Origin of the sequence: Bradyrhizobium sp. SZCCT0231, assembly GCF_018130245.1 — a bacterium.
In the GTDB taxonomy this organism is placed as follows: domain Bacteria; phylum Pseudomonadota; class Alphaproteobacteria; order Rhizobiales; family Xanthobacteraceae; genus Bradyrhizobium; species Bradyrhizobium japonicum_F.
In genome coordinates, this window is the sequence record NZ_JAFCKP010000002.1 from 485,988 (window position 1) to 506,772 (window position 20,785).

16 protein-coding genes and 2 riboswitches are annotated in these 20,785 nt (G+C 65.2%); of the genes, 5 read left to right on the forward strand and 11 right to left on the reverse strand.

Annotated features, from left to right (window positions below; translation table 11 throughout):
- Window positions 1-85: 85 nt before the first annotated feature.
- Window positions 86-694 (forward strand): 2-hydroxychromene-2-carboxylate isomerase, encoded by a 609-nt coding sequence (locus JQ566_RS09710; protein ID WP_212372007.1) that lies wholly within the window; start codon window positions 86-88, stop codon window positions 692-694.
- Window positions 694-1,671 carry an NADPH:quinone oxidoreductase family protein gene (locus JQ566_RS09715; RefSeq protein ID WP_212372008.1) on the forward strand — a complete coding sequence of 326 codons (978 nt, stop codon included), beginning with the start codon at window positions 694-696 and terminating at the stop codon, window positions 1,669-1,671. Before JQ566_RS09710 ends, JQ566_RS09715 begins: the two co-directional genes overlap by 1 nt.
- 160 nt (window positions 1,672-1,831) lie before the next feature.
- Here JQ566_RS09715 and JQ566_RS09720 read toward each other — a convergent pair whose 3' ends face one another.
- From JQ566_RS09720 to JQ566_RS09760, 9 genes are all read right to left on the reverse strand, one after another.
- Window positions 1,832-2,722, reverse strand: a complete 891-nt coding sequence (locus JQ566_RS09720; protein WP_212372009.1) for a crotonase/enoyl-CoA hydratase family protein — start codon at window positions 2,720-2,722, stop codon at window positions 1,832-1,834.
- 212 nt (window positions 2,723-2,934) lie between these two features.
- Window positions 2,935-4,356 carry an amidase gene (locus JQ566_RS09725; RefSeq protein WP_212372010.1) on the reverse strand — a complete coding sequence of 474 codons (1,422 nt, stop codon included), beginning with the start codon at window positions 4,354-4,356 and terminating at the stop codon, window positions 2,935-2,937.
- Between the two features lie 2 nt (window positions 4,357-4,358).
- Window positions 4,359-5,522: a M20 aminoacylase family protein gene (locus JQ566_RS09730; RefSeq protein WP_212372011.1), complete on the reverse strand. Its 1,164-nt coding sequence runs from the start codon at window positions 5,520-5,522 to the stop codon at window positions 4,359-4,361.
- A 13-nt stretch (window positions 5,523-5,535) separates the two neighbouring features.
- Window positions 5,536-7,041, reverse strand: a complete 1,506-nt coding sequence (locus JQ566_RS09735) for a M81 family metallopeptidase (RefSeq protein WP_212372012.1) — start codon at window positions 7,039-7,041, stop codon at window positions 5,536-5,538.
- A gap of 254 nt (window positions 7,042-7,295) precedes the next feature.
- On the reverse strand, window positions 7,296-8,945 hold the full coding sequence (locus tag JQ566_RS09740; protein WP_212372013.1) for an ABC transporter ATP-binding protein: 1,650 nt from the start codon (window positions 8,943-8,945) through the stop codon (window positions 7,296-7,298).
- Window positions 8,946-9,081: 136 nt separating this feature from the next.
- Complete coding sequence (locus tag JQ566_RS09745; RefSeq protein ID WP_212372014.1) at window positions 9,082-9,969, reverse strand: ABC transporter permease; 888 nt, start codon at window positions 9,967-9,969, stop codon at window positions 9,082-9,084.
- Between the two features lie 19 nt (window positions 9,970-9,988).
- On the reverse strand, window positions 9,989-10,930 hold the full coding sequence (locus tag JQ566_RS09750; RefSeq protein ID WP_212372015.1) for an ABC transporter permease: 942 nt from the start codon (window positions 10,928-10,930) through the stop codon (window positions 9,989-9,991).
- Between the two features lie 178 nt (window positions 10,931-11,108).
- Window positions 11,109-12,410, reverse strand: coding sequence for a D-amino acid dehydrogenase (locus JQ566_RS09755; RefSeq protein WP_212372016.1), 1,302 nt, complete (start codon window positions 12,408-12,410; stop codon window positions 11,109-11,111).
- Window positions 12,411-12,478: 68 nt separating this feature from the next.
- Window positions 12,479-12,584: riboswitch (glycine riboswitch) on the reverse strand.
- Between the two features lie 3 nt (window positions 12,585-12,587).
- A riboswitch (glycine riboswitch) is annotated at window positions 12,588-12,692 on the reverse strand.
- A 96-nt stretch (window positions 12,693-12,788) separates the two neighbouring features.
- The gene (locus JQ566_RS09760) at window positions 12,789-13,919 is read right to left on the reverse strand and encodes a M20/M25/M40 family metallo-hydrolase (RefSeq protein WP_212372017.1); all 1,131 of its coding nucleotides are present in this window, start codon (window positions 13,917-13,919) and stop codon (window positions 12,789-12,791) included.
- A gap of 268 nt (window positions 13,920-14,187) precedes the next feature.
- On the opposite strand from JQ566_RS09760, the gene JQ566_RS09765 reads away from it, so the two are divergent.
- On the forward strand, window positions 14,188-15,798 hold the full coding sequence (locus tag JQ566_RS09765) for an ABC transporter substrate-binding protein (RefSeq protein ID WP_212372018.1): 1,611 nt from the start codon (window positions 14,188-14,190) through the stop codon (window positions 15,796-15,798).
- 246 nt (window positions 15,799-16,044) lie between these two features.
- Window positions 16,045-17,637 carry a glycosyltransferase family 39 protein gene (locus JQ566_RS09770; protein WP_212372139.1) on the forward strand — a complete coding sequence of 531 codons (1,593 nt, stop codon included), beginning with the start codon at window positions 16,045-16,047 and terminating at the stop codon, window positions 17,635-17,637.
- A gap of 9 nt (window positions 17,638-17,646) precedes the next feature.
- Here JQ566_RS09770 and JQ566_RS09775 read toward each other — a convergent pair whose 3' ends face one another.
- Both JQ566_RS09775 and JQ566_RS09780 read right to left on the reverse strand, forming a co-directional pair.
- Entirely contained in the window at window positions 17,647-17,787 is a 141-nt protein-coding gene (locus JQ566_RS09775) for a hypothetical protein (protein ID WP_212372019.1), read from the reverse strand.
- A 52-nt stretch (window positions 17,788-17,839) separates the two neighbouring features.
- Window positions 17,840-19,087, reverse strand: coding sequence for a multidrug effflux MFS transporter (locus JQ566_RS09780; RefSeq protein WP_212372020.1), 1,248 nt, complete (start codon window positions 19,085-19,087; stop codon window positions 17,840-17,842).
- A 362-nt stretch (window positions 19,088-19,449) separates the two neighbouring features.
- Between JQ566_RS09780 and JQ566_RS09785 the strand changes: the two genes are divergently transcribed.
- A complete protein-coding gene (locus JQ566_RS09785; RefSeq protein ID WP_212372021.1) occupies window positions 19,450-20,721 on the forward strand; it encodes a hypothetical protein in 1,272 nt (423 codons plus the stop codon).
- Window positions 20,722-20,785 lie beyond the last annotated feature (64 nt).

The window sequence follows — 20,785 nt, forward strand, 5'->3', positions numbered from 1 at the left end:
TGCGCCCCTTCCTGCCATGTCCTAACGTCGAGGTACAGAACAACAAAAGTCGTCTTGAAACCCGCGACGCCGGACCGGAAACGCCATGATCGAATTCTTTTTCGACTGTTCCAGCCCCTGGACCTATCTCGCCTTCCACAACATCCAGCCGCTCGCGAAGGAGCTCGGCGCGGAGATCATCTGGCGGCCGATTCTGGTCGGCGGCATCTTCAACACGGTCAATCCGAGCGTCTATGCGCAGCGGGAGAAACCGGTGCCGCTGAAGGCGCGCTACATGAAGAAGGACCTGGAGGACTGGGCGCGCTCGGCCGGCCTTGCGATCAAGATGCCGCCGACGGTGTTTCCGGTGAACAGCGTCAAGGCGATGCGCGGCTGCATCTGGCTCGGTCAGGACATGGTGCCGTTCGCCACTGCCGTGTTCGAGACCTATTGGGGCGCGGACAAGGATATCTCGCAGGACGCGGTGCTCGCCGAGATCTGCAAGAAGATAGGTATCGACGAGCAGAGATTCTTCGCCGGCATCTCGGAACAGAGCATCAAGGATCAGCTCAAGGCCAATACCGAGGAAGTCGTGGCGCGCGGCGGCTTCGGCTCGCCGACGATCTTCGTCGGCAAGACCGACATGTATTTCGGCAACGACCGCCTGCCGCTGATCCGCGAGGCGCTTGAGCGCCGCAAGGCGAGCGCAGCCTGATGGTGCGCGCCGTCGTCTGCCGCGAACTCGGCGCGCCCGAGCGTTTGCTGCTGGAAGAGTTTCCGTCGCGCGCGCTGAAGCCGGGCGAGGTACGCGTCGCCATCCGCGCCGCCGGGCTGAACTTTCCCGACGTGCTGATGGCCGCCGGCGAATACCAGCTCAAGCCGGAGCTGCCGTTCACGCCCGGCATGGAAGCCGCCGGCGATGTCACCGAGGTGGGCGCGGAGGCAGGTGGTGTTGCCGTCGGCGACAAGGTCATCGTGAAGATGCGTCACGGGGCCTTTACGGATGAAGCGGTGGTGACGCCGTCGCAGCTCACCCCCAAGCCGTCCACCTTCGACTATGCGGAGGCTGCGACCTATCTCGCCGGCCACGGCACGGCTTATCATGCGTTGATCGATCGCGGCCGGATCGCGCCGGGCGAGGTGCTGCTGGTGCATGGCGCGGGCGGCGGCGTCGGCCTTGCGGCCGTCGAGATCGGCAAGATGCTGGGTGCGACGGTGATCGCCACCGCCTCCAGTGACGAGAAGCTGGCCATCGCCAGGGCACGGGGCGCCGATCATCTCGTCCGCTACGACCGCGAGCCGTTTCGCGATGCCGTCAAGCGCATCACCGACGGCCGCGGCGCAGACGTCGTGTTCGATCCCGTCGGTGGCGAGGTCTTCGAGGACTCGATGCGCTGCATCGCCTGGGGCGCGCGGCTGCTGGTGATCGGCTTCACCGGCGGCATCGGCTCGGCCAAGACCAATCTGCTGCTGATCAAGGGCGCGAGCGTGATCGGCGTGCGCGCCGGCGAAGCGGTGCGGAAGAACCCCGCGCTCGGCGAAGAGCGCCTGAAGGCGCTCTTGCAATGGGCGGAGGAGGGCAAGCTGCGCCCCAACGTCTCGCACCGCCTGCCGCTGGCGGATTATGCGAAGGCGATGCGGTTGTTGATCGACCGCAAGGCGATCGGGCGGGTCGCGCTGGTGATGGAGTGACGGTGCCGTAGGGTGGGTTAGCCATACAGATGCGCGAAGCGTATCTGTATGGCGTAACCCACCACTTCTGTTACGGCGGAAATAGAAGGAAATAGAAGAGGTGGGTTACGCCGTGCGAACTGCGCTTCGCGCAGTCGCGAGGCTAACCCACCCTACGAAGCTACTTATACTCCCGCTCCGTCCACCACGGGAAGTAGTCCGGCATATCGCTGGACACCTTGTTCTTGAACTGCGCCGGACGCTTCTCCAGGAACGACACCACGCCTTCCTTCACATCGTCCGAGCGGCCGCGGGCGTAGATGCCGCGGCTGTCGACCTTGTGGGCTTCCATGGGATCATCGGCGCCCATCATGCGCCACATCATCTGGCGGATCAGCGCCACCGACACCGGCGCGGTCTTGGCCGCGAACTCCTTGGCGAGCGCGCGGGCGGTCGGCAGCAGATCGTCGGGGGCGACGACCTTGCTGACGAGGCGTCCCGCAAGCGCCTCCTGCGCCGGGAAGACGCGGCCCGAATAGCACCATTCCAGCGCCTGCGAGATGCCGACGATGCGCGGCAGGAACCAGCTTGAGGCCGCCTCGGGCACGATGCCGCGCTGGGAGAACACGAAGCCGAACCGCGCAGCCTCCGAGGCGATGCGGATATCCATCGCAAGCTGCATGGTGACGCCGATGCCGACGGCCGGGCCGTTCACCGCGGCGATCACGGGCTTGAGGCACTTGAAGATGCGCAAGGTCACCTGGCCGCCGCCGTCGCGCACCTGCGGATCGCTGTAGTCGACCTTGCCGTCGGCGAAGCGCTTCACCGGCCCGCGCCGTGCGTCGCGATCGAACGTGTCGGCGCCGGAGGAGAGGTCGGCGCCTGCGCAAAAACCGCGCCCGGCGCCGGTGACGATGATGGCGCGGACATTGTCGTCCTTATCGGCGGCGTCGAACGCATCGATCAGCTCTGCCTGCATCTGCGCGTTGAAGGCGTTGAGCTTGTCGGGCCGGTTCAGCGTGATGGTGAGGATCTGATCGGCGACCTCGTACTTGATCGTCTCATACGCCATGGGTGTTTCCTTCCTTGTTTCTTTGCCGCTCTCTCTAGCACGTCATTCCGGGGCGCGCGACTTGTCCGCCGAAGCTCGAAGAGCGAAGGCGGAAGCGCGAACTCCGGTGCGCAATTGCGCACCTGAGAATCCATTTCTCCACACTACTTGTGCGGATGAATGGATTCCGGGCTTGCGCCAAGAAGGCGCAACCCGGAATGACGATGGTGGGATTAGTTGGCCGGCGGCTTCGGCCAGGGCCGCTGCGCGCCGCGTAGGCCTTCAAAGGCCTTGGCCATGCCGAGTACGCCGATATCGTCGAAGCGGCGGCCGACGATCTGGACGCCGATGGGAAATCCCTTGGCGTCGAAGCCGCCGTTGACGGAGACGGCCGGGTTCTCCGCCATATTCCACGGCACGGTATAGGCGATGTGCTCGAACGGCTTCATCGGTTCGTTGGTGGGGGAGGCCCACTCCGCCGGATAGTTCACGTTCGGCGCGGTCGGCGAGATCACATAGTCGAGCTCGCAGAACAGTTTTGACGCTGCCGCGCGGATCGCCATGGTCTGGTTGAAGCCGCGGATGACATCGACGCCCGACAGCCTGGCGCCCGACTCGCCCCACTTGAAAATGTAGGGCAGCACCTTTGCCTGCTCGGCCGGCGTCAGCTTCGACAGATCGTCCCACATCCGCGCGCGCCAGAAATTGTCGAGGCCGTCGAGCATCTCGCGGGTGAGGATGCCGTCGACCTCAGTGACGACGCTGCCTGCGGACTCGAACGCCTTGGCCGCCTTCACAGCGACCTCGCGCACCGGCTTCTCCAGCGCCAGGCCGCAGCCGGGATCGAGCATCAAGCCGATGCGCAGCTTTCGCGGAGACTTCTCCAGTCCCTTCCAGTTCAGCGGCTCGGCCGGCAGGCTCATGCCGTCGCGCCGGTCGGGCTTGGCGATCGCGCTCATCATCAGCGCGCAATCATCGACGGTGCGGGTCATGGGGCCTGCGACGCGGCCGACATAGGTGGGATCGATCGGCACGCGGCCGAAGCTCGGCTTCAGGCCGACGAGCCCGCACCAGCCTGCGGGCAGGCGCACTGAGCCACCGATATCGGTGCCGAGATGCAGGGGACCATAGCCGGCCGCGGCAGCGGCGCCTGCGCCGGCGCTGGAGCCGCCGGGATTCTTGCTGAGGTCCCACGGGTTGCGTGCGAGCGCATGGAAGCTGGAGAGCCCCGAGGACAGCATGCCGTAGTCGGGCATGGTGGTCTTGGCGAAGATGATCGCGCCGGCCTCGCGCAACCGCGCGGCGGGTGGCGCATCCTTCTCGGCCGGCACCAGCTTGACGCTGGCCGCGCCCAGCGGCACCGGCACGCCCTTGGTCGCGATGTTGTCCTTCACCGTGACGGGCACGCCGTCGAGCGAGCCGGAGGGCTCGCCGCCGCTCCAGCGCGCGGTCGAGGCCTTTGCGGCCTCGCGCGCGCCGTCGGGGTCGTACGCATAGAGCGCCTTCAGATGCGGTTCCCACGCGGCGACATGCGCGAGCACGTCCTCCAGCACCTCGCTCGGCGAGAACTGCTTGGCCCGATAGCCCGCGATCAGATCGACCGCGGACAGATCGTGCAGCGAGGTGACCGCTTCCTCAGGGCTCTTCTTATGCATTGCTAACCTACCGGCATACGGGTCTCGATGATCCGGGCGAACATGCTGGCGCCGATCGGCAGGATCTTGTCGTCGAGCACGAAGCCGGGATTGTGCACGGGCACCGAGCCGTCATGCCCGACCCAGAAATAGGCGCCGGGAACGGTCTGCAGCATGTCGGCGAAATCCTCGCTGCCCATCTTCGGTTGGGCGCGGGTGATCACGTTGGCGGGATCGACGATCGTGCGCGCGACCTCCTCGACCACCTTGGACTGCTCGACCTGGTTGATCAGGACGCCAAAAGTGTCGCGGATGTCGGCTTCGATCGTGCACTGATACGCGGCCGCGATGCCGGCGCAGATCGTGCGAATGCGTTCGGCGATCAGGGCGCGGACTTCATTGGAGAAGGTGCGGATAGTGCCGCACAGATGCGCATCGCCCGGAATGACGTTATAGGCCGAACCGGCATGGATCTGGGTGATCGAAATGACCGCGGCCTGCAGCGGGTCGACGTTGCGGCTGACGATGGTCTGGATCGCCTGCGCCAGCGTGGTCGCGATGACGACAGCGTCCTTGGAGCGCTCGGGCATCGCGCCATGCGCGCCGTAGCCGGTGATGCGGAGATCGAAGAAGTCGGCGCTGGCCATGGCCGGGCCGGGCAGGATCGCGATCTCACCGTGGTTCAGATCGGGCGCGTTGTGCAGGCCGTAAAGTTCGTCGCAGGGGAACTTCTCGAACAGGCCGTCCTTGATCATCGCGCGGGCGCCGCCGAGGCCCTCCTCGGCCGGCTGGAAGATCAGGTGCACGGTGCCGTCGAAATTCCGGGTCTCGGCGAGATAGCGCGCGGTGCCGAGCAGCATGGTGGTGTGGCCGTCATGGCCGCAGCCGTGGAAGCGGCCCGGGATTTTCGAGCTCCACTTCAGATTGGTGTTCTCTTCCATCGGCAGCGCGTCCATGTCGGCGCGTAGCCCGATGCGCTTGGCGCCCGAGCCCTTGCCCTTGATGACGCCGATCACCCCGGTGCCGCCGAGACCGCGATGCACCTCGATGCCCCAGCTCTTCAGCTTGTCGGCGACGATGCCGGAGGTGCGCACTTCCTCGAATCCGATCTCGGGATGGGCGTGGAGGTCGCGCCTGATAGCGGTGAGTTCGTCGGCATAGCCGTCGATGCGGTCGATCGTGGGCATGAGTCCTGTCCGGTTAGCGTGAAGAAGGATCGAAAACGGGGCCGTTCGGCTTGATGCGGATGCCGGGCCGCAGGCGCGTCCAGGGCAGGGAAGCGGTGTCGGCCGGCATTGCGCCGGGTGCGGCGCAGATCAGCAACTTTTCCGCGATCGGCTCGAAATCGGCGCGGAAGTGCACCGAGCTCTTGTTGACCAGAATCCTTTGCGCGGTCGGCTCGATGCCGACATAACGATACATCGCCTGGTCGGCGAGCTGGGCCTTGTGTGAAGAGACGACGACGCGAACATCGCCGATACGCAGGCAGGCGGAGGGGCCCATCTCCATCTCGCGGCCGCCATAGTAGGGACCGGGCGCGATGAAGCGGCCGTCGGACAGCTTTTCCACCACGAAAGTCTCGCGATAGGGCTCGTCGCCGGGAATGCCGGACTTGCCGCCGAGCGAGAGCGTCACGGTGGCGCCGACGCCGGCGGCATGTGCGGCCCTGGCCGATTCCGGATCGTAGATGGCGCCGGTCGCGGCACTGGCCTTGTTGCGCACCAGAGCGCGCAGCATGCCCGTCGTGTCGGAATCGCCGCCGGCGCCTGGATTGTCCTGGGTGTCGGCGATGATGATCGGCTTGTTCGCGCTCTTCGAAAGTTCCATGGCGTGGCGCACGCCATCGTCGGGCGTCCAGATCTTGCCGTCGAAATCGTCCTCGTGGCTTTCGATCAGCTTCACGATCGCATCGGCCGCGCGATCGGCGTCTCCTTGCGTCTTGCCATAGGCGAACACGCTCGGGCCGCAATCGCGGAAATCGGCGGCCGGGAAGCCGGGCGCGAAAGAGAGCGTCGGAACCGCATCGCCCTCAAACGCGGCGAGCTTTTCGTAAATGCCCTTGGTGGGAAAGTCGTTGGTGCATTGCCAGCTGATCGCGATCAGGAAGGGCAATTGGCGGAACGACTTGGCCAAGCGCTGCTTGGTCTGCAGCAGCAGCGCGAGGTGCTTTGCGCAGGCCCGGCCGGTGTCGGCCATGTCGACATGCGGATAGGTGCGGTAGGCGATCAGCGCGTCCGCATGCTCCATCATCTCGGGGGTGACATTGGCGTGGAGGTCGAGGCTTGCGACCAGCGGAACATCCTTGCCGATGACGCGGCGCACACGCGCCAGGATCTCGCCTTCACCGTCGTCGAGATGCTCGGTCACCATGGCGCCGTGCAGGTCGAGATAGACCGCGTCGATCGGGCCCGCGGCTGCGATGCCGTCGACCATCACCTTTACGATGCGCTCGAATGCATCCTTGGTGACATGCGCCGACGGGCTCGCGCCGCAGGCGATGGTCGGAATGAGTTCCCAGCCGTTCGCCTCCGCGCTGTCGACGAAACCGGCGAGGCCGACATTGATGCGGCGCATCACCTTTAGCACGTCGGCACCTTCAGTCATCGCCGGCCAGCCGCCGCCATGCTGGAAATCGGCGAAGGTCGCCTTGGTCGGAGCGAAGGTATTGGTCTCGTGCAGGAAGCCGCCGACGGCGATACGTGTCATTCAGTTCAGGTCCCAATTGAAAGTGCGCGACGTTAGCCCCGGCCTTGCGAGGAGAGCAAGGCGGGAAGCAATCGCGTTGTGCATAGGGTCAAGACGTTTTGGGAATGCTGTTTCACTGTCATTCCGGGGCGCGCCACTGGGCGCGAGCCCGGAATCCATTGCGCTGCAGAGTCTGCCGTTAGATGGATTCTCAGGTGCGCAATTGCGCACCGTAGCTCATCGCTTCGCGATGCCCCGGAATGACAGCGGAGAGACTACGCGCTGGCCCCCACGCCTTCCGCCACCGGCCGGAAATTCGCAAAGTCCCAGTTGCGTCCCGGCGCCGCATCCAGCAGGGCCTTGGTGTAGGCCTCCTTCGGATGCGTCAGCACTTCGGCGGCCGGTCCCTGCTCGACGACGCGGCCGTGCTGCATCACCACGACCTCGTCGCAGATTTGGGCTGCGACGCGCAGATCGTGGGTGATGAACAGGATGGCGATACCGAGCCGCTTCTGGATCTCGTCGAGCAGCTCCAGCACCTGAGCCTGTACCGAGACGTCGAGCGCGGAGACTGCTTCGTCCGCGACCAGCACGTCGGGATCGAGCGCGAGCGCTCGCGCGATCGCGATGCGCTGGCGCTGGCCGCCGGAGAACTGGTGCGGATAGCGCGACACCGCATCGGCCGGCAGGCCGACGAGCTCGAGCAGCTCGCGGGCCCGCTTCATCGCGTCGGCGTGCGCGACGCCGTAGTTGATCGGGCCCTCCGCGATGCTCTCGCCAACCGTCACGCGCGGGTTCAGCGAGCGGTAGGGATCCTGGAACACGATCTGGATCTTCTGGCGGTGCGGCTGCAGCAGGCGGCGCGAGATGTCGGCGATCTCACGGCCGGCGAGGCGCACGCCGCCGGAGGTCGGATCGATCAGGCGGACGATGCAGCGCGCCACCGTCGACTTGCCCGAACCGCTTTCGCCGACGATGCCGAGAGTACGGCCCTTGCGCAGCGTCAGCGTGACCTTGTCGGCGGCGACGACCTCGCGGCCTTTGCCGAAGAAAGCGCGCTCCTTGTAGACCTTGCTGAGCTCGTTGGCCTCCAGCACCACCGGCTCGCGGGTCTCCTCGCGCGGCTGCCGCGGCACCAGGCTCGGCACCGAGGCGAGCAGGTTGCGGGTATACTCCATGGTCGGGTTGCGCAGCACGGTCTCGAGCGGACCGGTCTCGACCAGGCGGCCCTGCCGCATCACCGCGACGCGATCGGCGATCTCGGCGACCACGCCCATGTCATGGGTGATGAACAGCACGGCGGTGCCGTGATCGCGCTGGAGGTCGCGGATCAGGGTCAGGATCTGCTTCTGCGTGGTGACGTCGAGCGCGGTGGTCGGCTCGTCGGCAATGAGGAGCTTCGGCTCCAGCACCAGCGCCATCGCGATCATGATGCGCTGGCGCTGGCCGCCGGAGAGGCGGTGGGGGTAGGAGGCGAAGATGCGCTCGACCTGGGGCAGGCGGACCTGCTCCATCATGTCGAGAATGCGCTTCTTCCTCGCCTTCGCGTCGAGATTGGTATGGGCGCGCAGCACCTCGTCGATCTGGCGGCCGACCGGCACCACCGGATTGAGCGCGGTCATCGGCTCCTGGAAGATCATCGCCATCTGCGTGGCGCGGAGCTGGCGCAGGCGGCGGTCGGTCGCGGTGAGCAGCTCCTCGCCGACCAGCTTGATGCTGCCGCCGGTGGGAACCAGCGTGCCTTTCGGCAGCAGGCCCATCGTGGTGAGCGAGGTCACCGACTTGCCAGAGCCGCTTTCGCCGACGAGGCACAGCGTCTCCCGCTCGCGCACCTGGATCGAGATGCCGTCGATGATGTTCGCGCCCTTCGGTTTCTTGCCGACGGACACGACGAGGTTGTTGATGTCGAGGATGGTGTTGGTCATGCCGCAGAACTCTCGCTCGTCATTCCGGGGCGCGCGTTAGCGCGAACCCGGAATCCATTGAGCCGCAATCCAAGTGGTGAAATGGATTCCGGGTTCGCGCCAAGGGGCGCGCCCCGGAATGACGGTGCTACTCGCCTCACTTGCCCTCCCGCTGCTTCATGCGCGGATCGAGGGCGTCACGGGCGGCGTCGCCGATCAGGTTGATGCTGAGGATGGCGATCGAGAGCAAAAGGCCCGGCCAGAAGATCAGCGAGGGCTTGATCTGGAAGTACTGGCGGCCCTCGGCCATGATGTTGCCCCAGGTCGGCGTCTCCGGCGAGATGCCGGCGCCGAGGAAGGAGAGGATGGCCTCGGTGAGGATCGCGGAGGCGCAGACATATGTGCCCTGGACGATCAGCGGCGCGATCGTGTTCGGCATCAGATGGCGCCACATGATCTTCGGCAGACTGGAGCCGACCGAGATCGCGGCCTCGACGTAAGGCTCCTCGCGCGCCGACAGCACGACGGAGCGAACCAGTCGCGCCACGCGCGGGATCTCCGGAATGGTGATCGCGATCAGCACGGTCCAGAGGCTGGCGCCGGACAGCGACACCACGGCGATCGCGAGCAGGATGCTCGGCATCGCCATCAGGCCGTCCATGACGCGCATCAGGACGGAATCGACCAGCTTGAAGAAGCCGGAGACGAGGCCGATCGCGAGCCCGATGGCGATCGACAGGATCGCCGAGCCGATGCCGATCAGAAGCGAGATGCGGCCGCCATAGATCACGCGCGACAACAGGTCGCGTCCGTAGGCGTCGGTACCAAGCAGGAATTGTGCGGAAGAGGGCTTGAGCCGCTGCGACGGCGCAAGCTGGATCGGATCATGCGGCGCGATCAGCGGCGCGAGGATCGAGATCACCACGACCAACGTGAGCAGGACCGTCGCGGTCGCGATGATCGGCGTCGAGGTGAGGAAGCCGAATCGCGGCCGCAGCGGCGACGTGATCGGGATGGACGACTGGGGAAGGGTATCGACCGACATGTGTGTTCTTATCCTTGCCTCAGTACCGGATCCGGGGATCGAGCAGGGTGTAGGCGACGTCGATGAGGAGATTGACGACGACATAGATCAGCGACGTCAGCAGGATCATCGCCTGGATCACCGGGTAGTCGCGCGCCAGCACCGCATCCACGGTGAGGCGGCCGATGCCGGGGATGTTGAACACGCTCTCGGTGACGACGACGCCGGAGATCAGCAGCGCAAAGCCGGTGCCGATCACCGTGATCACCGGCACGGCGGCGTTGCGCAGCGCATGCCGCATCATCACGGCAACCTCGTTGATGCCTTTCGCGCGCGCCGTTCGCACGTAATCTTCGCCGAGCACGTCGAGCATCGCCGCGCGCGTCATGCGCGCGATCAGCGCGATGTAGATGAAGGACAGGGCACAGGTCGGCAGGATCATGCGCTCGAAGAACGGCCCGAAGCCGTTGAAGATGCTGCGGAAGCCCTGCACCGGCACCCAGCGCAGGTCGATGGCGAAGACCTGGATCAGGACATAGCCGACCACGAACACCGGCACCGAGAAGCCGAGCACGGACAGGCCCATCACGAAGCGGTCGATCCAGGTGCCGTGCTTCCAGGCCGCGATCACCCCCAGGGGAACGGCGACGATCACGGCGAGGATGATGGTCGACAGCGCGATCGAGATCGACGGCTCGACGCGCTGGCCGATCATCTTCATCACCGGCAGGTTGGAGATCAGCGAGGTCCCGAGGTCGCCGTGCAGCAGCTTGTTCACCCAGGTGATGAACTGCACGATCAGCGGCTCGTTCAAGCCGAGCGAGGTGCGGATGCGCTCGAGCCGTTCCGGCGTCGCATTGTCGCCGGCGAGAATCGCGGCGGGATCGCCGGGCGTCAGCCGCAGCAGCAGGAACACGAACAGCGCGACGACGCCCATCACGGGCACCGCGGCCAGAACGCGGCGAATAAGATAACCCAGCATGCACTATCTCCGGCTGCGGAACTTGTGGGGGCTCGAGGCGCCCGTGAATTCTGTCGTGTCTATCATGCCTATCACTTGGGCTGAAAAGCCCGCCCGGAGATGCCGTCCTCTCGGGGCAAATTGTGTGCCAAGGGCTGCGCTGTAGCAAGAGGCCGGCATGTCCCCGGCGCCGACCAACTCAGGATGCATGTCGCAGTTCACGCTCAACCCCTAGTGAAGGCACGGTCGGCGGCGCATTGAGCCCGCGCCAGCCGTCGATCGTCTGGGCAATCATCTGCGCCGTCGCCGCCGACAGAGTCCAGCCGAGATGGCCGTGGCCGGTGTTGAAGAACACGCCCGGTATCCGCCCGGCGCGCACCACCGGCATCATGTTCGGCATCATCGGCCGCAACCCGGCCCAGGGCACGACGCGCGACGTTTCGACGGCGGGGAAGTTGCTGCGCACCCAGTCGATCAGCGGCTGCACGCGGTCGGCGCGGATGTCGCGATTGAAATCGTTGAACTCGGCGGTGCCGGCGACGCGAAACCGATCCGCCCCGAGCCGGCTGGTGACGATCTTGGCGGCCTCGTCGAGCAGGCTCACGGTCGGGGTGGCGTTGCGGCTCTCGGCGGTGTCGAGCTGCACGGTGATCGAGTAGCCCTTCACCGGATAGACGTTGACGCGCTCGTCGAGCAGCGCAGCGAAATGACGGCTCGCAACGCCCGCACAGACCACGATGCCGTCCGCCTTCAGCATGCCGCGCGGGGACGCGACAGCATCGCTCGCGGCAAGATCGGCCCAGCCGATGGCGAAGCCGCTGCCGGCACGTGCGATCGAGTCGATATTGGCTTCGTGGATGAAGGTCGCGCCGCGCCGCTTGCAGGCTTCGGCCAGCCCGCGGGTGAACTTGTGGATATCGCCGGTCGCATCCGACGGCGTGTAGAAGCCGCCATAATAGTCCTTGCGCAGTGTCGGCTCGATGCTGCGGATTTCCTCCGGCGTCACCGGGCGGCGATCGAGACCGCCTTCCTGCAGCAGCGCGTTGACGCGCAGACCGGATTCGAAACCATTCTTGTCGTGGTAGATGTGAAGGATACCGCGGCGTTCGAGATCGAAGTCGATGCCTTCGCGCGCCGCGATGTCGAACAGATGCCTGCGCGCTTCGATCGCGAGCCGCGTGGTCTCGATGGTGTTGGCGCGGTAGTTGCCGATGTTGGCGACGAACTCGCTCATCCACGAATATTTGTGCCAGTTCGGCCGCGGGTTCATCAGCAGCGGCGCGTCGCGCCGGAACATCCAGCGCAGGCCCTTCAGGATCGTCGCAGCGCTGTTCCAGACTTCGGCATTCGATGCGGAGAGCTGTCCGCCGTTGGCGAAGGACGTCTCCATCGCGGCGTAGCGGTGCTTGTCGAGCACCGTCACCTCAAAGCCGCGTTCGAGCAGGGCATAGGCAGTCGTCACGCCGGTGATGCCGGCGCCGATGATGGCGATATGGGTCATGGCAGGTTTCGGGGCTCCCGTGAGTTAGGATAGGCCGACCGCCGGCCAAAGGCCGTTGGCGGCGCCCCATCTGTCACGGTTACCTGAGAGCTTGATCCGCTGCGGATCTCGCAACGGACTATCCCCTTCGGTGGACGTCACGATTGCCTGAAATCGCGCCGCCTCTCTCCAGATCGTCCTGACGATACAGTCCTTTTGCCTGAGAGTTTCCGGGGCGGTTGCTCCGTCGGCGTCGCAACGAAGGCCGAAAGCCTTCGTCGCGATCTCTCCCGCATCGTCGCGTGGACAAGCCGAGCAGTACGATACGCCTCATTTTTGGACAAGGCTAAATTTAGACCGCGGCTGCCAACGTATTGTGCAGTGCGAAGTTGATTCAATTTATTCCAGCGTCGCCAGCAATCCCGCCATCAAGCGCGCACGCTCGACCAGGCTATCGACCTCGATGAACTCCTCCAGCGTGTGGCCATTGCCGCCGCGCACGCCCAAGCCGTCGAGCGTCGGGATTCCCATCGCGCCGGTGAAGTTGCCGTCGGAGCCGCCGCCGGAGCTTGCATGCGGTAATTCCGCGCCGAGAGATTTGGCGATGCCGCGCGCCTTTTCATACAGCGCCATGGTGCCGGCATCCGGCTCCCAGACCGGCCGCGTCACGCCGCGCGTGACCTTGAAGGCGACGTCGTTGTTGGTGCCCGACAGCGCCAGCATCTTCTCGACGCCGCGGTCGAGATCGGCCTGACGCTTGGCCATGGAGAGCGCTTCGCCTGTCGCGGTCGTGGCGACGCAATTGACCCATTGGCCGCCATGGACGACGCCGACCGAGAAGGTGCAATCCTCCGTCGTCATCGCGTCGATCGCGAGGATCTGCCGCGCCATTTCGCGGATCGCCGAACGTCCTGCCGACAGCGTCGCGCCGGCGTGGCTCGGTCGGCCCGTCGCTTCGAGATTGAATCGTGCGATGGCGTAACGTCCGGTGGTGACGCCGTTGTCGGCGCGGCCGGGCTCCGGCACCAGCACGTATTTGTTGCGCGCGGCTTCCGCCTCGATGAGGTCGCGCGTGGAGGGGGTGCCGACTTCCTCATCCGGCGTGAACAGCACGGTGATCGGCAGCGGCGTCGTGAACGACGCCCGCGCCAGCTGCCGGATCGCCTCCAGCGAGAGATAATTGCCGCCCTTCATGTCGTAGATGCCGGGGCCGTAGCATTTGTTGCCCTCGCGCCGCCATTTCAGCTTCTCGATGGTGCCGACCGGGTGGACGGTATCCATGTGTCCGGCGATCAGGATTCCCGGCTCGCCCTGCTTCGGATGGGGAAAGCGCGCGCGGATGACGCCGCCAAAGCCTTGGCGGCCGGCGATGCGCTCGATCGTCGCACCCATGATCGCCATATCCCGCCCTGCGATATCGAGCATGCGGTCCACGGCGCTTGCGTCCCAGGTCGGGCTCTCGCATTCGACCCAGCCGCGCAGGCCCTCGAGCATCGCCTCGGAATCAAAGGGAAGATTGGCAGGATTCATCTGAATGTCTCTCAAGCTTGGAAAGATGGAACGCGCATTGCATTGGCGCGGGCAGGACAAGCGGAGGGTGTTGTAGAGCCAAATCGATCCTTGTGGAGCCCGTGCGCGCGCCGCAAGGGCTTGCGACGAAACCGGATTGACGCGCTCGGCACTGTCTGCAAGTCTCGAAAAGATAAAGGCATTGCATGAGGTTAGTTCGCCCAACGAACGAACCGCATGCTCAATCAATAACCTGCCTTTGAACAGTTTCACGTCAGGAGAACTTTCTATGTTCCACTTCATGCGCCGGGGGCCTCGCGCGTTCGCCTCCAAACTTGCGCTGTCGGTCGTCGCGCTTTCGACCGCGCTGGCCTCGCCAGTGCTTGCGGCCGGCAAGACCCTCACGGCGGTGATGCACTCGGATTTGCGCATCATCGACCCGATCTTCACCACGGCCTACATCACGCGTGACCATGGCTACATGGTTTACGACACGCTGGTCGCCCCGGATTCGAAATTCAAGATCCAGCCGCAGATGGCGGACTGGAAGATCTCCGACGACAAGCTCACCTACACCTTCACCCTGCGCGACGGCCTGAAGTGGCATGATGGTACGCCGGTGACGGCGGAGGACTGCGTCGCTTCGCTGAAGCGCTGGGCCGCGGTCGACGGCATGGGCCAGAAGCTCATGGACTTCACCGCGAGCATCGAGGCGACCGACGCCAAGACCATCACGCTGAAGCTGAAGGAGCCCTACGGCCTGGTGCTCGACTCGATCGGCAAGCCGTCCTCGCGCGTCGCCTTCATGATGCCGAAGCGTCTCGCCGAGACGCCGGCCGATAAGCAGATCCCGGAGCAGATCGGCTCGGGTCCCTTCAAGTTCGTGCAGGGCGAATTCCAGCCGGGCGTGAAGGCGGTCTATGTCAAGAACACCGACTACGTGCCGCGCAAGGAGCCGGCGAGCTGGACCTCCGGCGGCAAGGTGGTGAAGGTGGACCGCGTCGAGTGGATCACCATGCCGGACTCGCAGACCGCGGTGAACGCGCTGCAGTCGGGCGACATCGATTTCATGGAAAACCTGCCGTATGACATGCTGCCGGTGCTGGAAGCGAACAAGGAGCTCACGATCGAGGTCCTGAACAAGTTCGGCTATCAGACGCTCGGCCGGATGAACTTCCTTCATCCGCCGTTCGACAACGTGAAGGTGCGACGTGCTGCCTTGCTGGCCATGAACCAGAAGGACGTGCTCGACGCGCTGGTCGGCAATGCCAAGTATCAGAAGATCTGCGGCGCGTTCTTCATTTGCGATACGCCGTTCGCGACCGAGGTTGGCGCCGACACGCTGGTGAAGGGCAACGGCATGGCGGAAGCCAAGAAGGCGCTGGCCGAGTCCGGTTATGACGGCACGCCGATCGTGATCATGGCCCCCGGCGATGTCACGACGCTGAAGGCGCAGCCGATCGTTGCGGCCCAGCTGCTGCGCGAGGCTGGCTTCAAGGTCGACCTGCAGGCGACCGACTGGCAGACCGTGGTGAGCCGCCGCGCCAGCCAGAAGCCGCCGAAGGAGGGCGGCTGGAACATGTTCTTCACCAACTGGGTCGCGCCCGACGTGTCCAACCCGATCGCCAACCTTTCGATCGGCGGCCAGGGCAAGAAGGGCGGCTGGTTCGGCTGGGCCGATGCTCCCAAGATCGAGCAGCTCAAGGACGCGTTCGTCCGCGCGTCCTCGGTCGACGAGCAGAAGAAGATCGCAGCCGACATCCAGAAGGAAGCCTACGAGCAGGTGATCTACATCCCGCTCGGGCAGTACCTCCTGCCGAGCGGCTGGCGCAAATCGCTCTCCGGCGTGCTCGACGGCCCCGCCACGCCGCTGTTCTGGAACGTCGACAAGTCGGAGTAAGCGGGGGCATCCTTCGCGACCTTCGTCCGGACAACAATGCGGCGCCGCTGATATCAGCGGCGCCGCTGCCTTTTCTTGGCCTGGTGTCTTGGCTTGGCGTCGGCAGAGGAGGCGCGGGCGCTTTTAACCCTTCCAATGTCCAATCATTGCTATTTGTTTCCATCTTGAAATAGATGTCTCGTCCTCACGCATCTTTTTTCCTTCCTCAATCTGATTCCCGTGCCGATCGATTTTGCATTCCAGGCGATGGCCGAACGGTCCGATCGCGCACCGGCGCGTTGGCGACGGCCTTTCCTGCGGTGGCTCGATGGTGTCGAGGCGGGCTGGGCCGTGCCGCTTCTGATCGCCTGCTTCGTTGCGATCTGGACGCTCTATCTGGCGATTGCCTATGCCGGCGGTGGCCTGCACCCTGATACGCTCGAGGCCTGGACGCTCGGGCGGGATTTTGCCTGGGGCTATGCCAAGCATCCACCGCTGATGGGGTGGGTTGCGGCGGCGTGGACCTCGGTCTTTCCGCCCAGCGACTGGTCGCTGCAATTGATGGCGATGGCCAATGCCGGGCTTGCGCTGTTCTTCGTCGATCTGATCTCGCGGCAGTTCGTCACCGGGCACAAGCGTATCCTGGTGCTGCTGCTCCTGATGCTGACGCCCGCGTATCAATTCCACGCCCAGCGCTTCAACGCCAATGCCGTGCTGCTCGCGACCTGGCCGCTTGCGACCTGGTGCTTCCTGCGCGCATTCGAGACCCGCGGTTCGCTGTGGGCGATTGCGGTGGGATGCACGACGGCGCTGGCGATGGTCGGCAAATATTACTCGATCTTCCTCGTCGCGAGCTTCGCCTTTGCTGCGCTGGCGCATCCGGCGCGGCGCGCCTATTTCACCTCCGCCTCGCCCTGGATCTCCGTCGGGACCGGGCTGGTGGCGCTGTCGCCGCACGTCCACTGGCTGGCGACGACAGGCGCGTCGTCCTTCAGCTATGCGCTGGCCCACGCCAATGGCAGTGCTGCGAGCTCGCTCGGTGAGGCCAGGAATTTTCTGTTGGGGCTGGTGGCGGCCATGGGTGTGTCGGCCGTGCTGTGGGTGTTGATCGCCGGCACGCGGCTGAAGCAGCTTCCGGCCGACTTCGCGGCCATGAGCCCGGGCCTGCGGCTCCTGTTCTACGTTGCGATAGGCACGATCGTGCTGCCGGTGCTGACGTCGCTCGCGATGGGAACGGACCTGCCGTCCTTGTGGGCGTTGCAGGGGCTGTTCCTGTTCGTCATTCTCGTGGTCTGTGGCGCGCGCTACCCGATCGAGCGCTTCCACACCGTCAACGTCACGGCGATCGTGGCCGGCGCTGCGCTCGCAGCCGTCCTGGTCGCGGCGCCGATCCATGCCCTGTATCGCAACGATCGTGGTTACGAGGAGGGACGGAATCTCTACGCGCAGGCGGCCCGCGAATTGACGCGCCAGTGGCGGGAGCTGACCGGCGAGCCCCTGAGTGCCGTGAGTGGTGATGGTTCGCTGGCTTTCGCCACCGCGTTTTACAGCCCGGACCATCCGAACAATGCGAGGCCCTTCGAGTACGAAGCTACGTGGGGCTTGCCGCGCAAGACGTTGCCCGACCGCGACTGGGCGGCACTCTGTTTCCGCGACCAGGAGTCTTGCATCCGATGGATGGGGTGGGTGTCTCCCCGCGTCGGACATCTCGTCAGGCGCGAGTTTACCGTGCGGGCGTCGCTGTGGGGCCGGCCGGGTCTTGCGCGGGAGGTGGTCGTGCTGATGGCGCTGCCGCAGGGAAGTCCAGTGCCGGCCAGCGCTGCGGATGATTTCAGCGCCAGCCGGCGAGGAAGCGAATAGGCGTCGTGTTCAGCAGTGGCTGTCGCGCACCTGCTCGAGCCCCTCGCTCGCAAGAGGCGTGGTGAGCGTGACCTGCTCCGCGCGCGGTTCGGGACGTTCGGTCTTCTGCCGTTCTACCTTGGCTTTGTCTTCGCGATGTTCCAGTTCCATTGCAGCACCTCGGAATTGCTGCAGGACAACATCGAGGCCGCCGGGTGGTTCCTCAGATGGGACGATGATGCGGCCTGAACAGCCGCCCCTTTTCCACCACCAGCACGATCGCGAGCGCGGCGAGGGTCGACAGGAAGAAGCCGATCGAGAAGGGCAGCAGCGTGCCGTCGAAGCTCTGTCCGATCGCCATGCCGACCACGATCCCGATCAGTGTCGTGATCGAGCCGTAAAGCGACGAGGCGGTGCCGGCGATGTGTCCCTGCGGCTCCATGGCGAGCGCGGTGAAATTGGCGACCATCATGCCGAAGGAGAACATCATCAGGGCGGAGAGCAGCATGAAGAGCGAGAGCGGCAACATGCCGAGGCTTTCCGTCAGCAGCATGACGCCGGCCACCACGGTGTAGAGCATCAGCGCCCCGTGCGAGATCACGCGCATGCCGAGCCGGCCGACCAGCCTCGCATTGAGGAAGCCGGCAATGGCAACGCCGGCCGCGACCGCCGCGAAAGCGAGCGGAAAGTAATGGCCGAGGCGATAGATGCCGGTGAAGATCTGCTGGGCGCAGAAGACGTAGGCGAACAGTGCGCCCATTACGCCACCGGCGGCCGTGGCATAGCCGATGGTCTGGCGATGGGTCACGGTCTGCCGGAACGCCGACAGCACGTCGGCGGGCGCCAGCGACCTGCGTTCCGACTCGGGAAGCGTCTCGGGCAGCCGCAGCACGCACCATGCGAGCGCGAGCAGGCCGTAGAGCGTCAGCACCACGAAGATGCCGCGCCACGCCGTCACCAGCAGCACCGCCTGTCCGAATGAGGGGGCGACCACCGGCACCGCGATGAACACCATCATGGCCAGCGACATCACGCTCGCCATGCGGCGGCCGACATAGCAGTCGCGCACGATCGAGGTCGCGATCACGCGCGTCGCCGAGGTGCCGAGCCCCTGGAGCGCACGCGCCAGCAGCAGCGTCTCGAACGAGGGCGCCGCGACCGCCAGCACGCTCGCCACCGCATAGACCGCCATGCCGCCGAGCAGCACCGGCCGGCGGCCGAAGCGGTCCGACAGCGGGCCCATGACGAACTGGCCGGCGCCGAAGCCGATCAGGAAGGTCGACAGCACCAGTTGAAGATGGTTCTCGACGGGAATCTTGAAGGCGGCGCCGATATTGGGCAGCGCCGGCAGCATCATGTCCATCGCGAGCGGATTGAGCGCCATGATGGACGCAATCACGATGACGAATTCCGGAAAACCCATCGGGCGGTGTCCCGAGGACACCCAATCGTCGGCATTGACGTCAGACAAGAAGCTTACCCCTGCAATCGAGCGACTTATCTAGCCTTGATGTTGCGTTGCACAACCCATGTTTCGGGATGGCTGGCAGGCTGAGCAGGGGCGGACAAGAATTGGTGAGGGGACCGCCCCCCGCGCGAGCCGACCGCGGGTCCTGCTATGGCCCGGAAACCAGTGATTCACCATCCTTCCCCAAAAGATCGGCGGCCGGCGGGGCAGGTCGTTCCGGCGGGATGAAATGGAAACGCCTCCTGTCCACTGTGGCGGCCGACCGATGAGGCGCCGCGTTGGGGCCGAGAGAACCAAGCCAAACAAGGTATCCGATTGTGTCTGATGTCACCGGTACGGCACGATGGCTGGAGCCCCCGGCCGACATGGCTTCGAGGCGAAACATCTGGCTTGCCTGCCTGATCGCACTGACCGGGCTCTTGGTGTTCGGCAATCTCGCCAGCGACGCCGTGCTCGATGTGAGATATGGCTGGGACACCCGCGTCAATTGCGCGGCGGTGGATGCCTATGCCGGCGGACTCGATCCCTACTTCGTCAAGAACCTGAAGGGCACCGAGCTCTCTTACCCCTATCTGCCGGTGACGCTGGAGGCCTTCCGTCCCTTCTGCGCGGGCGGCAAACTGGTCGCTCATTACAAAGCCATCTTTCCCGTCCTCGCCGTGCTCTGTGGCCTCCTCTTGCCCGGTCTTGGCCGAACGCGCACGAGCGCTCGCGACGTTGCGCTCAGGGTGCTCTGCGCGCTCGGCGCCTTCGTCGGTTTCGAATGGGTGCAGGCGTCGGGCAACTTCGCGATCCTGAGCGGCGTGCTGACCGCGATCGCGCTGAGGCTCCTGCTTGCTCCGCCCGCATCCGGTCCGTCGGAGGACCGCAGCTTTCCGTCGCGCCTCGCCGGCGCCACGCTGCTCGGCCTCGTGATGTCGTTCAAGCTGGTGTTCTTTCCCGTGCTGGCCGCGCTCTATTTCCTGCCGCTGCCGCGCGGCCGCAAGCTAACGCTGATCGCGGTGGCGGCGTTCAGCTTCGCCTTGCCGATCCTGATGTCGCGGCTGGCGTACCCCGATCTGTTCGCGAGCTGGCAGCTTGCGATGGCCGGAAAGATTCCCGACCAGCACCTCGTCGAGCTCTTCGAGAGCAATCCGTCACTGCTGCTGCTGGCGCGGGATCTGATGGGCCATGTGGGCCTGATCGATAGCAAGCCGGCGATCTTCGCAACCTATGCATTCGCCGCGACCGCACTGGTGCTGGTGCCGTTCGCCCTGTCCGTCCTGCGCTTGATCGGGAGCCGGCCGGCGCACGAAGGAGGTTCGCTTCTTGCGCGACTGGATCGCTGGCTGATGGATCACCCCCGTGCAGCGATGCGCATCACGGTGCTGGCCATGTTTGCGCTCTATCTCAGCTCGCCGCGCCTCAAGGAATATGCCTTCTTCGAGCTCGCGCTCTATGCCGCGATCCTGCTGGTCGATCTTCCGGCTACGGCACTCGCCGCCGCGCTCACCGTCGGTCTCCTGATGCCCTCATTGCTCTCCGTTGTGGGGACTTCCCTCGGGGACAGTTTTATCCTGCTCTTCAGCGCGCTGATGTTCTTCTGGGTCCTGCTGCTCGATTTTCGCGCGGAGCCCAAGCGCCTCGAGCGTGGATGATTCATGCGGTAGCCAGCTCCTCGGCTTGGCTGCGCGACGCTCATGTTGGCATTCCGCGCGAATG